Here is a 13,035-nt window from a genome sequence, read left to right as displayed (position 1 = left end):
GGGGCCTTAGCTCAGCTGGGAGAGCGCCTGCCTTGCACGCAGGAGGTCAGCGGTTCGATCCCGCTAGGCTCCACCATTTGTTTTTTTCTTAAGTTACTTATGACTTAAGTTTTTTTTTGCCTAAATCCATGAACCATTCACTTGAGAGTACAGAGAAAGGCAGCCTGCCACCATTCAGGCTGCCTTTTTGTATGTTTATTCATCATTGTGTGAAGTTGAACCACGAGTTTGGTAGCGTTTACAATGAAACTATAAACGTTCAAGGGGGAATGGGGATGAATTGGTCATATATTGAAGTACCGCTACGTTATGGACAGGGGAAACATGGCGTAGAGCAAGGTCCATCAAAATTACGGACACTCGGATTGGAAACACTATTGCCAGCAGAAACGAAGCAACAGACGATCCGTGTCTTACCTGAATCTGAAATGATTAACAGTGAAGAGCATTTGAAGCGGGTAGATGGAGTCTTATACACGGTCCAAGAACTCGCGGAGGTCGTCGATGCAGACATTCAAGCGAAGCGATTCCCGTTGATCGTTGGGGGCGATCACAGCATGGCAATCGGAACGCTGGCGGGTCTTGCCAAAACGGGGCCATACGGTGTCATCTGGGTCGATGCGCACGCTGACCTGAACACGGGTGAGACCTCACCATCGGGCAATATTCATGGGATGCCACTTGCTGCGGCGATGGGGATGGGAGATATCCGCCTGACTGAGGTCGGTGGACGTGAACCGAAACTCGCGCCCGAACATTTGGTGTATATGGCGCTTCGGGATATCGACGAAGGTGAAATTCGAGAGATCAATCGACTCGGCATTAAAGTCATCACAGTCGAAGAGATTCGGACACGGGGCGTCGACGTCATGATGGACGAGGCACTCGCTTATTTGCGCGCACGTGTGGATCGGTTCTATCTTAGCTTCGATATGGATAGCTTGGATGCGAAACTTGTTCCAGGTACCGGAACGCCAGTCGATCAAGGACTGACCGCCGAAGAAGGTAAAGCCATCTTGGCCGAAGTGATGAAGGCTGACGATTTGATTGCGGTCGAACTCGTAGAATTAAATCCATCGCTCGATCATGATGACACAACGGCCCAGTTGGCGTTCGAGTTATGTAAGACGATTTTGAAATCCAAAGAAAACCTGTTATTGGAAAGTGAAACTGTCTGACGACCTTACAGTTTCCAAGTCTGTTTGCTACAATGGACTTGGAAACTTTTTTTATTGTCATGCGATTTTAATGAAACCTACATAGAGACAAATCCGTATAGAAGGATGACCGCATAGGTTGCGGAGAGGGGAAGTGGACTGATGGAACGGCTGACCACCCGTTTAGTCGACGAATTAAGGTCGGGGAATCATGATTCGTTTGCTGAGCTGGTAGAACTGTACAAGGATGGTGTCTTTGCTGTCGCTTATAAGATATTATATGATCGAGGCGAAGCGGAAGATGCTGCCCAGGAGACGTTTATTCGGGCGTATACCCGAATCGATACGTACGATCCCCAGTACAAGTTCAAGACGTGGATTTACCGGATTGCGACAAACGTGGCAATCGACCGTCTGAGAAAGCGAAAGCCGGAATACTCAATGGATGCCGAGATTGCGGGCACCGATGGCTTGACCTATCAGGACCACTTGGCTGATGAAGCACCCCAACCCGACGCCCAAGTCGTTCATCGCGAAATTCGAGGTGAGATGCATGAAGCGATTAAACAGCTGCCCGACAAGTATCGGATTCCATTGCTGTTGAAATACGTGGATGACTTATCGCTGAAGGAAATTAGCGTCATGATCGATATGCCGGTTGCTACGGTTAAAACAAGGATCTTCCGGGGAAGAGAAATGTTAAAAACAATCTTTCAAAACAGGGAGGGGTTCAATTGACTCCTGAAGAAAAAGTACAACAATATTTGGAAGATGGCATCCTGCCCGAAGAATCTGACGAACTACGTCAATTGTTGGAGGACGATGAGTTATATGAAGCGTACCTCCACTACGAACGAATAGATGCCGAACTGAAGGCCTTACCACGGCCCAAACTATCCGATGATTTTACAGCCCGTGTCATGGCGTCCTTACCGAAAGCGAAAGCACGGGTCGAGGTCGCACCAGTGACTCGATTTGAAGAAAAAGTCCGGACGAAACAGAAACCACAATCTAAATGGATGACGTGGTTCCGTAAGCATCCAGGACTGATGGCGGCCGCTCTCTTCTTTAGTTTGATGTCGAGCGCGACACTTGGCTTATGGAATGAATCGACGGAGACGATGACATACACGAAAGTGCCGGGCATCGTTGTGACATCGAACGAGGTGGTCGTCCCACAAGGTGTAACCGTCGAGCGGGACATCACGGTGCAAGGCGGTGACCTCCGGATTGAAGGGACGGTCAACGGGAACGCGACGGCCGTAAATGGTCGGGCTTATCTGGCTAGCGCTGGAGAAGTCACGGGAGAACTCGAACAAATCGATCGGATGTTTGAGTGGATGTGGTATTCGTTCAAACAAATCTTCTAAAAGAAGGCGCCGGAGACGGCGTCTTTTTGGTTCGTTTCAATCTGGTTTCGTTTTATCGTCTGGCGATGCGTGGTTTCAGAAATGTGATATAATGTAATTTGCACGAATTGGCTAGGTAGTTGAGGAGGGGAGCATTTGCCGCTACTTGAACAGGTTTCATTCTTATCATTCTTTAGTCTTTCAGAAAACGTACATTGGTACGATTATTTGAATGACGTTTTAGATATTGTCGTCGTCACGTATGTCATCTACAAATTGATGATGATTGTACGTGGGACAAAAGCGGTCCAATTGATTAAAGGGATTTCCATTATCCTTGTCAGCTGGTTCCTCAGCGGATTCTTTGGGTTGAAGACGTTACAGTTCTTATTGAACCAGGTCATCACCTACGGATTACTTGGGATTATCATCATCTTCCAACCGGAACTCCGACGTGGGCTCGAGCATCTAGGGCGAACGAGTAACTTGTTCGGTCGCACGAGCACAAGTGACGAGGATAAACAGCGTCAAATGATTGAAGCGATTGTCAGCTCGGCACAATATATGTCAAAACGTCGCATCGGTGCGCTGATTGCGATTGAACGCGATACGGGATTGAATGAATATGTCGAGACCGGGATTCGCATGGATTCACACATCACGTCACAACTGATTATCAACCTGTTCATTCCGAACACCCCGCTCCATGATGGGGCGATGATTATCCAAGATGGGAAAATTGCGGCAGCAGCCTGTTATTTACCATTGTCGGAAAGTCCACATATCGATAAAGCGCTAGGTACCCGACACCGGGCCGCCATCGGGGTCAGTGAAGTGACGGATAGCGTGACGCTCACCGTCTCTGAAGAAACAGGCGCCGTGTCGCTTGCGATCGCGGGACGTCTGTATCGAGAGTTGGATGAGGAGGGACTTCGCAATAAATTGATCCAAGAACTCGTTATTGAAGAAAAAGAGACGACACTCTCGTTCTTCAATAAAAAAGGGGGGGACAAGTAAGTGATTGATCAGTGGTTACAACATAAATGGTTTCTCCGCGTCATCGCACTTGCTTTAGCCATCCTACTTTATTTCATGGTCGCCGAGACGAGTTCGTCGACCAACTCCACAAACGCCCTCCCGATTGTCGGACAAAGTTCGATGACACTCGACGTTCCCGTCGAAGTGTTCTTCGATGAGGTGCAGTACGTGGCATATAACGTCCCAGAAGAAATGAGCGTCGAATTGCAAGGTCCGTCCAGCAGTTTGACGATGACCAAGTTGGTGAAAGATTATCAAGTCTTCGTCGATTTAACGAACCTTGGGACAGGCTTCCATCGCGTTCCGGTCGAGGCACGCGGCTTTGGCGGAGACGTCAACGTCGAACTCGAGCGGGATACGGTCGAAATCTATATTGACCGCAAACAGACGGTCGAAGTCCCGGTGTCGGTCAACCTATTGAATAAAGACCAATTGCCAGAAGGAAAAGTGGTCGGTGACGCCGACATCGAACCGACGACAGTGAAAGTGTCGGGCGGTGCCAGTCGGATTCAAAACGTTCAAGAAATCACGTTAAACGTCGATGTCGCCAATCAAAGTCAAACGTTCACGCGTGAATTGACGCCAACGATTTTAGATGCCAATGGCAATCCGCTCAATGTTACCGTCGAACCGAACATCATCAGTGTGTCGGTCCCGGTCTACGAACAAAGTGCCGTCTTCCCGATTGAGGCGGTGACGACCGGTGACGTGGCCGAGGACTTCAGACTCGTCGACACGTTGCTAGAAGAAACGGAAGTCCGTGTCTTTGCGCCACCAGACGTGCTCGATGCAATCGACACCGTCGAGACGGAGCCAATCGATTTAGACGGCATCGACAAGACCGGAAAAGTGACCGCAACGCTCGCCGTGCCGGAGGGTGCCTCATCGCTTGAGATGAAGCAAGTGGAAGTCCAATTGCTCGTTCGAGCGGCGGATGAGTCGCGAGACGACACAGGTGAATTGACGGAACGAGTCCGATTGACAGTACCTGTGACCGTACGAGGATATGACCGAACGAACTTTACGCTCCAAGCCCCTGAAGTGATCGGGGTCACCTTGTCCGGGAAGCGGTCCCTCTTAGAGAGCATCACGTCGAACAGTGTGAGTGTGACCTTGGATTTGACGGGCCTCCCGAGCGGGTTACACGGGGTCGACGTCGACTATGAAGTACCAAAAGGTGTGACCGTCGTCTCACCGAAGACAATCGACATCGAGTTAACGAGCGTCGATGAACAAACCGAAACGTCCTCGATTCAATGAGGCGTTCAATCATACAAAAGTGAGGAATTGAATTTATGGGTAAATATTTTGGAACTGATGGAGTCCGCGGTGTCGCGAACTCAGAATTGACAGCGGAGTTAGCATATCGTTTAGGTCGTGCGGGCGGCTACGTGTTATCGAAACACTTGCCAGCCGGCGAACAGCCAAAAGTATTGATTGGCCGTGACACACGCATTTCAGGTCATATGCTTGAAGGTGCGCTCATCGCGGGTCTCCTATCAATCGGAGCCGAAGTGATGCGTCTCGGCGTCATCTCGACGCCAGGTGTCGCTTATTTGACGAAGTCGCTCGATGCGACGGCTGGTGTCATGATCTCGGCATCGCACAACCCGGTAGCCGATAACGGCATCAAGTTCTTCGGTAGCGACGGCTTCAAGCTCGACGACGCGACAGAAGCGGAAATCGAAGCGATTTTGGATGCGGCGGAAGACACGTTGCCACGCCCGGTCGGAAAAGACCTCGGCTTTGTCTCAGACTACTACGAGGGTGCACAGAAGTACCTTCAAATGTTGAAACAGACGGTTGACGAAGATTTCGACGGTCTCCATATTGCCCTTGACTGCGCCCATGGTGCGACGAGCGGATTGGCAGCACGTCTGTTTGCTGACCTCGAAGCGAACGTCTCGACGATTGGCAACTCGCCGAACGGCTTGAACATCAACGAAGGTGTCGGCTCGACACACCCTGAGCATTTGGCACAGTTCGTTCGTGAAAAAGGAGCGGACATGGGTCTCGCCTTTGACGGCGACGGCGACCGCTTGATTGCAATCGATGAGAACGGTGATATCGTCGACGGCGATAAAATCATGTACATCTGCGGGAAGTACTTGAGCGAGAAAGGCCGTCTCAAAGACAACACGATTGTCGCGACGGTCATGAGTAACCTCGGCTTCCATAAAGCGGTTGAAGATGCTGGTATGACGGCGCTTCAGACGGCGGTCGGTGACCGTTATGTCGTCGAAGAGATGAAGAAACACAACTACACACTCGGTGGCGAGCAGTCGGGTCACCTCATCTTCCTCGACCACTCGACGACGGGAGACGGCATGCTCTCTGGCGTTCAACTCGCCCAAATCGTGAAGACGACAGGCCGCAAGCTATCAGAACTCGCGGCTGAGATGCCGGTCTACCCACAAAAACTCGTCAACATCCGTGTCACAGACAAAAACGAGGCGATGAACGGCGACCGCGTTCTCGCGACGATTCAAGAAGCGGAAGCAGAAATGAACGGCAACGGCCGCATCCTCGTCCGCGCTTCTGGTACGGAACCGCTCGTGCGCGTCATGGCGGAAGCACCGACATCAGAAGAGTGTGACCGTTATGTCGAACGAATTGCACAAGTTGTTCGCGAAGATTACGGTGTAGAAGGATAATTTTGTCGAAATAGGGAATAAAACAAGGGAATCCGTCTGCGGGTTCCCTTTTTGTTTCCGTTTTGTCACTGTGAAATTATGTGATTTTCTTGACGAATGGAGGTGTGATTTGTACTATTAAGAGCGTGCCCTTAGAAACGGAAGGACACCCAGTACGAAACAAGCGCCAGAACTCTACGGAGTTGACGAGGTTGGAGGTTATCGAGTTTTCGGCGGATGCCTCCTAGTCGCCTGTCACGACTACAAGCAAACCCTCAAAACGCCCGGGCGACCGGACGGCCAAAGGGGAGCGCGTTGACAGCTCTTAGAAAAAGCCCGTTTCCTTTTTCGAGAAATCGAAAATAAAGGGAGATTTTTGTATGTGTGGAATTGTAGGAATGATTGGGAACACCGGAGCGAAGGAAATCCTTCTCAAAGGTCTTGAAAAACTTGAGTACCGTGGTTATGACTCGGCAGGTCTTGCTTTGATGCATGATAACGTGAACGTGCATAAAGAAGTCGGCCGAATCGCTGCGCTACGCGAAGTCGTCCCAGCAGAAGTAGATGGCACGATCGGAATCGGTCACACACGTTGGGCGACACACGGCGTGCCGAGCGTCCCGAACGCCCACCCGCACCAGAGCACGACGGGCCGCTTCACGCTCGTCCACAACGGTGTCATCGAGAACGACGAGCAGATTAAGGCGACGCTCGACGTCCCGTTCCTCTCGGAGACGGACACGGAAGTCATCGTCCAGCTCATGGAGAAGAACTTCGTCGTGCTAAATGACGTCGAGGCGGCGTTCCGCAAGACGTTGGCTGAGCTCCACGGCTCGTACGCGATCGCGATGATCGACTCAGAGGATCAAGAGCGCCTCTACATCGGTAAGAACAAGTCACCACTCCTCGTCGGACTCGGCGACGGCACGTTCAACGTCGTGGCGTCTGACGCGATGGCGATGCTCCAAGTGACAGACCAGTACCTCGAGCTCCACGACGGCGAGATCGTCATCTTGACGCGCGAATCGGCGACGATCAAGACGCTCGACGGCGAGGTCCTCGAACGTGCCCCGTACACGGCCGAGATCGATGCGTCAGACATCGAGAAGGGCACGTACGCGCACTACATGTTGAAGGAGATGGACGAGCAACCGGCCGTCATCCGCAACATCATCCAACACTACCAGAACGAGAACGGTGACATCGAGCTGACGGAAGGCGTGCGCTCGCTCGTCTCGGAAGCGGACCGCATCTATATCGTCGCCTGTGGCACGAGTTATAACGCTGGGCTCGTTGGAAAAGACATCCTTGAGCGGATTGCCGGCATCCCGACCGAGGTCCACGTCTCGTCAGAGTTCGGCTACAATATGCCGCTCTTAAGTTCACGTCCGCTCTTCGTCTTCTTGTCACAGTCTGGAGAGACGGCTGACAGCCGGGCCGTCCTCGTCGAAGTGAAGAAGCGCGGCTACAAGGCGCTCACGATGACGAACGTGCCGGGGTCGACACTCTCGCGTGAGGCGAACGAGACGATGCTCCTTCACGCCGGCCCGGAAATCGCGGTCGCGTCGACGAAAGCGTACACGGCCCAAATCGCCGTGCTCGCGATTCTCGCGTACGACATCGCCCGTGCGAACGGGAAAGAGTTGCCGTTCGAGTTGATGCCGGAACTCGCGCGTGTCGCGACAATCATGGACTCGATCATGTCGCAAAAAGAGCTGTTCGAAGATTTGTCGGACCGTTACTTGAAGACGACGCCGAACACGTTCTTCATCGGACGTGGCCTCGATGCGTCGGTCTGTCTCGAAGGCGCGCTCAAAGTAAAAGAAATCTCGTATATCCAAGCGGAAGGCTACCCAGGTGGTGAGCTCAAGCACGGTTCGATCGCCTTGATTGAAGACGGCACACCGGTCATCGCACTCATCTCGCAACCGAAGACGAACTTGAACATCCGCGGCAACGTCAAAGAAGTCGTCGCCCGTGGTGCGAACGCGTGTATCATCTCGATGCAAGGCGTCGAGCACGAGAACGATGAGTTCATCTTGCCGCACGTCGAACCAATTCTCGCCCCGCTCATCACGGTGTTACCGATTCAACTTATGGCGTATTATGCCGCGCTCGCCCGTGGCTGTGATGTCGATAAACCGCGTAACTTGGCGAAATCGGTGACGGTTGAATAATTTCAAAAAATAATGCTTACGAAGCAGGCCTCCAACTTGCTACACTATGACAATCAGTTTGTAGAGATATTGGTCATAGACCGAAAATATATGTCGCAAGATACGTCTACCCTCTGAAATCATATGTTGTATGGAGGCTTACTTATGTACCAAGAAGACCGATTACCTCAAAGTCCAAAAGAAGGCGTCTTGTTCATGCTGATTATTTCGATCTTGTCCGTGAACACGATTGCACCAATCATCGTCGGGATGGAACGTGGCTTTAGTGTCGCCCATTATATCGACACGCTCAAAATCATCCCGTTCGCCTGGATTGCGCTCATGATTTTGATTCGCTTCATCGTCAAACCGGCAGCCGGGATGCTATTCAAACGATTTGCCGGAGAAATGGATGGCTTTAACGCCCGAATTTTATTGAACATCGTGTTGAACGTCTCGCTGATCTCATTTTTCATGACGATTATCGGACCGTGGATCGGGATGGGGGAGATCAATTTTGATACGTTGCAACACTTCTTCCCGACGTGGTTCCGTAATTTTGGTATCGCGTTCTGGATTGAGTTATTGTTCGCCCAACCGATTGCCCGTGCCGTTATGAAGTCGATTCATGCACGGAATCGTCTGAAGGCCGCCTAACTTTAGACACAGCATCTTTCCGATTGAGGAAAGGTGCTTTTTACTGCTTGCCGATATCTTTGCCAACAAGCAAAATAGTAGGTGAAGTAAGCGGTTGCATCGTATGGTTAGATAAAGATAAGCGATGAAAGAAGGTCTGACATGAACGTATATATTGCCTGTCCATGCGGGTTCGTCACGAGCGCGATGGCGGCGAAGCTGTTTGCTGAAGCGTGTTCGGGAAAATTATCGTGTGTGATTCAACACGGCACGTATCGAGACATCCCGGAAGACGTGGATTGGATTATCTATCAAGCCGGGACTGAGACGGTCGATCATCCGACCGCGCACGTTCGCTCGGTCAGACACATGTTATCGCTCACGGAATATCGACAACTCGTCGAGGAATGGGTGAATGCATATGAAACATGAGTGGAGCGCCCGGGAGCGCTCGATTTTACTACATCTATTGGCAACGGAGACCTCGACCCCGCTCGCGGAAATCGCGCAAGCGGTCAATTTGTCTGAGCGGACGATTCAACGGGAGCGTCAACTGCTCGAAGGCATCCTGCGCGAGTTCGAATTGGAACTCGCTTGGCAGCGCGGGCACGGCCTCAGTCTCATCGGTCGTTCCGATGCGAAGCAACAGTTGCGCGAAGACTTGATTTTGTCGGCCGAGGCGATTCCAACGGCGGAGGACCGCATCTTCGAGCTCGCTTGGAGGCTCCTGTTTGAAAAAGATACGCTCAAGCTGCAGGCGGTCGCGAAACAGATGCACGTGTCACCGAGCACGCTCACTCAAGACCTTGAGAAACTCGATCGTTGGTTCGACGAGTATCACCTTGAAGTCGAGCGGAAGAAAGGGGTCGGCGCGCGGGTGCTCGGCCTCGAAGCCGAGAAGCGGAAGCTGATGATCAATGCGCTGCTCGCTCATTGGGACACGCTCGCGTTCTATCGCTTTGTCCGCGGGGAGGATGATTACATCCCGACCTTTTTGAAGACCGTCCCGTGTGACGTCATGCTCGAGGCGCTCCGTGACGGTTATGACTATTTGAAGGAACATCCGTATGAGCGGATGGACGACCGGACGATTATGCGGGTGACGTTCGCCTATGGCGTGCAACAAGCCCGTCTGGACGCCGGGTTCTTCCTCGAGATGTATACGAAAGGACGCTCCGACGATTATTTGAAAGTCGCGTTTGATATGGAGACGGCCCTCGGGACGCCGTTCTCGATGGCGGAGCGGGTCTGGTTCGCCGAGGAAGCGAATCGGCTCCGATCGTTGAAGGAACAGATGAAAGAAGATGAGGAAGAGCGTTGGGTCATGCAGATCCGTGTCCATAAGCTCATCCATCACGTTTCACTGATCCACGGATTCGCCTTCACGGACGACGCCGCGCTCGAGAAGGGGCTCCTCGCCCATATCTTGTCGAGTATGAACACCCAAGCCCTTCCGGATACGGACACGGTTCGTCCGCACATCGACCGTGACTATCCGCATTTACGTTCGGCCATTCAACAGGCGGCCGATATTGTCTTCGGGACAAACACGTTCACGGAAGAAGAGACGGTGTTTTGGGCGATGCATTTCGCCGCCGCGCTCGTCAAACCGGTCCGGCGTCGGGAATATCGAGCCCTTGTCGTCTGTTCGGCCGGTCTAGGCTCCTCGAAGATGCTCGTCAACCGGGTCAAACAAGAGTTTCCAGAGATGCAGGACGTCGTCAACTCGTCGTTGTTCGGTCTCGAACAGCATCGACTCGACGACTATGACGTCATCTTGTCGACCGTGCCGTTGCCACCGTTATCGGTGCCGACGCTCATCGTCAACCCGCTGTTGACGAACGAAGAAGTGCAACGCGTCCGCCACTTGCTGTTATCGCTCCCGCAGTCGTTCCAGACGAAAGAGAAGAGCCACTCGACGATGCTCGACTTCAATGAACTCGGTGCTCTCGTCGAGACGTTCGAACGGATGGACCGGCAGTTCGATCTCGTCACGCTCGATAATAGCGACCGACTGGAAGACATCTTGCTCGATATCGGGACACATTTAGAAGAACGCGGACTCGTCCAAAGCGGCATCCAGTTATCGGCCCAACTGCTCCGGCGTCACGAAGTGGCCGGGCTCGGGATTCCGGGCACGAAACTGGCCTTGTTCCATGGACGTCACGCTTCGATCGAACGAGCGAGCGTGTTCGCTTTCGACTTGAATCAATCAATCCCGCTCCTCATGATGGATCAATCGACCGAACCGGTATCGCGTTTGCTCGTCCTGCTCGCACCGGAAGAGGCGGAGGACGTCGAACTCCAGTTCCTCAGTGCCGTCAGTGGATCATTGATTGAGAGCGAACAACATATGAACTTATACAGTAACGGTTCAAAGAAAGAACTGCGTCTCTTGCTTCATGAATGTATGAAGAAAATGATTCAAGACACGTTGCACGAGAAATGACCCGCCGTGGTCATTTTTTTATTTGGCACAGAATATTGCCAAAGTATGAACTGGATTGAATTGAGAAAGCGCTTACGCTGAGACTACAATACGAGTGTAGAGCACAAACCGGTTAGCTACACTACAACAATCTACCTTTCACAATAATCGACTGGAGGTTTTATACATGGCGAATGCGCAAGCTGGCTCGGGCGGGGTTCGAGTCAAAGTACAACGGTTCGGGAGTTTCCTGAGCGGGATGGTCATGCCAAACATCGGCGCCTTCATCGCCTGGGGGATTATCACCGCCCTCTTCATTCCAACGGGCTGGTGGCCGAATGAAAAATTAGCAGAACTCGTCGGTCCGACGATCACGTATCTGTTACCGCTCTTAATCGGGTTCACCGGCGGTAAGTTGATTCATGATGTACGAGGCGGAGTCGTCGGGGTACTCGCCACGATGGGGGTCATCGTTGGGACGGACATTCCGATGTTCCTCGGTGCGATGATCATGGGTCCACTCGGTGGATATGTCATTAAACAATTTGACCGCCTCATCGAAGGCAAAGTCAAAGCTGGATTCGAAATGCTCGTCAACAACTTCTCGGTCGGAATCATCGGTGGTCTTCTCATGATCGGTGGCTTCGAAGTGTTCGGTCCAATCATGAGCGGCCTTGATAAAGTCATGGCAGCCGGTGTCGACTGGATCGTCGGTGCGAAACTGTTGCCAATCGCAAGTCTATTCATCGAGCCAGCGAAAATCTTGTTCTTGAACAACGCCATCAACCACGGGATTTTGAGCCCGCTCGGTGTCGACCAAGTGGCGGACGCCGGGAAATCGGTCTTGTTCTTACTTGAGGCAAACCCGGGACCAGGTCTTGGTTTACTGCTCGCTTACATGGTGTTCGCGAAAGGCGCGGCCAAACGTACGGCACCAGGGGCAGCGATCATTCACTTCCTCGGTGGGATTCACGAGATTTACTTCCCATACGTCTTGATGAAACCAATCTTAATCCTTGCGATGATCGCAGGGGGGGCAACTGGGGTCTTCACATTCGTCTTGTTCGATGTCGGTCTCGTCGCACCAGCGTCACCAGGTAGTATCTTCGCAATCCTCGCAATGGCTTCACGCGGTTCGTACCTCGGGCTCGTCACAGGGATTCTCTTGTCGGCAGCGGTCACGTTCGCCGTGGCAAGTGTCATCTTGAAATCGAGCGCGGCAGAAGAAGTGTCACTTGAAGAAGCGACACAAAACGTCAGCGCGATGAAAGGCAACCAGTCGTATGCGTCAGCTCTCGTTCACGACCGTCTCGACAAAGTCGATCACATCATCTTTGCTTGTGACGCCGGTATGGGTTCGAGCGCGATGGGCGCGTCGGTGCTTCGCAATAAAGTGAATAAAGCGAACTTGCCGATTCGAGTCACGAACACATCGATTAGCCAATTGCCGAAAGACGCCCAATTCATCATCACCCATGAGGATTTGACGGACCGGGCCGAGGCACAAGTGCCGGATGCGATTCACCGTTCGGTCACGAACTTCTTGAACGCCGACTATTACGATCAATTGATCGAAGAAATTAAAGCAGAACGCAGCAAAATCTCATAACACAAGTAGACAGAGACAAGGGTTAAGGT

General features: G+C 52.1%; 11 protein-coding genes and 1 tRNA gene. All 12 read left to right on the top strand.

Annotated features, from left to right (window positions below):
* Positions 1-76: transfer RNA gene (locus tag M467_RS16230), tRNA-Ala, on the top strand.
* Between the two features lie 199 nt (positions 77-275).
* The gene (gene rocF, locus M467_RS16225) at positions 276-1,178 is read left to right on the top strand and encodes an arginase (RefSeq protein WP_021065188.1); all 903 of its coding nucleotides are present in this window, start codon (positions 276-278) and stop codon (positions 1,176-1,178) included.
* A 141-nt stretch (positions 1,179-1,319) separates the two neighbouring features.
* Positions 1,320-1,895 (top strand): RNA polymerase sigma factor SigW, encoded by a 576-nt coding sequence (sigW, locus tag M467_RS16220; protein WP_021065187.1) that lies wholly within the window; start codon positions 1,320-1,322, stop codon positions 1,893-1,895.
* On the top strand, positions 1,892-2,527 hold the full coding sequence (locus M467_RS16215) for a hypothetical protein (RefSeq protein ID WP_021065186.1): 636 nt from the start codon (positions 1,892-1,894) through the stop codon (positions 2,525-2,527). The genes sigW and M467_RS16215 overlap by 4 nt, the downstream gene beginning before the upstream one ends.
* 135 nt (positions 2,528-2,662) lie before the next feature.
* Positions 2,663-3,523: a diadenylate cyclase CdaA gene (cdaA, locus tag M467_RS16210; protein ID WP_021065185.1), complete on the top strand. Its 861-nt coding sequence runs from the start codon at positions 2,663-2,665 to the stop codon at positions 3,521-3,523.
* The gene (locus M467_RS16205; protein ID WP_021065184.1) at positions 3,524-4,804 is read left to right on the top strand and encodes a CdaR family protein; all 1,281 of its coding nucleotides are present in this window, start codon (positions 3,524-3,526) and stop codon (positions 4,802-4,804) included.
* Positions 4,805-4,839: 35 nt separating this feature from the next.
* Positions 4,840-6,198, top strand: coding sequence for a phosphoglucosamine mutase (glmM, locus tag M467_RS16200; protein ID WP_021065183.1), 1,359 nt, complete (start codon positions 4,840-4,842; stop codon positions 6,196-6,198).
* 359 nt (positions 6,199-6,557) lie between these two features.
* The gene (gene glmS, locus M467_RS16195; RefSeq protein WP_021065182.1) at positions 6,558-8,354 is read left to right on the top strand and encodes a glutamine--fructose-6-phosphate transaminase (isomerizing); all 1,797 of its coding nucleotides are present in this window, start codon (positions 6,558-6,560) and stop codon (positions 8,352-8,354) included.
* Between the two features lie 144 nt (positions 8,355-8,498).
* On the top strand, positions 8,499-8,990 hold the full coding sequence (locus tag M467_RS16190; RefSeq protein ID WP_021065181.1) for a DUF2798 domain-containing protein: 492 nt from the start codon (positions 8,499-8,501) through the stop codon (positions 8,988-8,990).
* 141 nt (positions 8,991-9,131) lie between these two features.
* Entirely contained in the window at positions 9,132-9,401 is a 270-nt protein-coding gene (locus M467_RS16185; RefSeq protein WP_021065180.1) for a PTS sugar transporter subunit IIB, read from the top strand.
* Positions 9,391-11,418, top strand: coding sequence for a BglG family transcription antiterminator (locus M467_RS16180; protein WP_158406021.1), 2,028 nt, complete (start codon positions 9,391-9,393; stop codon positions 11,416-11,418). The genes M467_RS16185 and M467_RS16180 overlap by 11 nt, the downstream gene beginning before the upstream one ends.
* A 166-nt stretch (positions 11,419-11,584) precedes the next feature.
* Positions 11,585-13,006, top strand: a complete 1,422-nt coding sequence (locus M467_RS16175) for a PTS mannitol transporter subunit IIBC (RefSeq protein ID WP_021065178.1) — start codon at positions 11,585-11,587, stop codon at positions 13,004-13,006.
* Positions 13,007-13,035: the final 29 nt, after the last annotated feature.

The sequence above is a fragment of the Exiguobacterium chiriqhucha RW-2 genome (assembly GCF_000416965.1).
In the GTDB taxonomy this organism is placed as follows: Bacteria; Bacillota; Bacilli; order Exiguobacteriales; family Exiguobacteriaceae; genus Exiguobacterium; species Exiguobacterium chiriqhucha.
The sequence above is the reverse complement of the archived record's forward strand: the minus strand, read 5'-3'. Positions and strand labels throughout refer to the sequence as shown.

Coding starts and splice junctions, on each gene's coding strand:
- rocF (WP_021065188.1), top strand. CDS start 276: ATGAATTGGTCATATATTGAAGTACCGCTACGTTATGGACAGGGGAAA.
- sigW (WP_021065187.1), top strand. CDS start 1,320: ATGGAACGGCTGACCACCCGTTTAGTCGACGAATTAAGGTCGGGGAAT.
- glmM (WP_021065183.1), top strand. CDS start 4,840: ATGGGTAAATATTTTGGAACTGATGGAGTCCGCGGTGTCGCGAACTCA.
- glmS (WP_021065182.1), top strand. CDS start 6,558: ATGTGTGGAATTGTAGGAATGATTGGGAACACCGGAGCGAAGGAAATC.
- M467_RS16190 (WP_021065181.1), top strand. CDS start 8,499: ATGTACCAAGAAGACCGATTACCTCAAAGTCCAAAAGAAGGCGTCTTG.
- M467_RS16185 (WP_021065180.1), top strand. CDS start 9,132: ATGAACGTATATATTGCCTGTCCATGCGGGTTCGTCACGAGCGCGATG.
- M467_RS16180 (WP_158406021.1), top strand. CDS start 9,391: ATGAAACATGAGTGGAGCGCCCGGGAGCGCTCGATTTTACTACATCTA.
- M467_RS16175 (WP_021065178.1), top strand. CDS start 11,585: ATGGCGAATGCGCAAGCTGGCTCGGGCGGGGTTCGAGTCAAAGTACAA.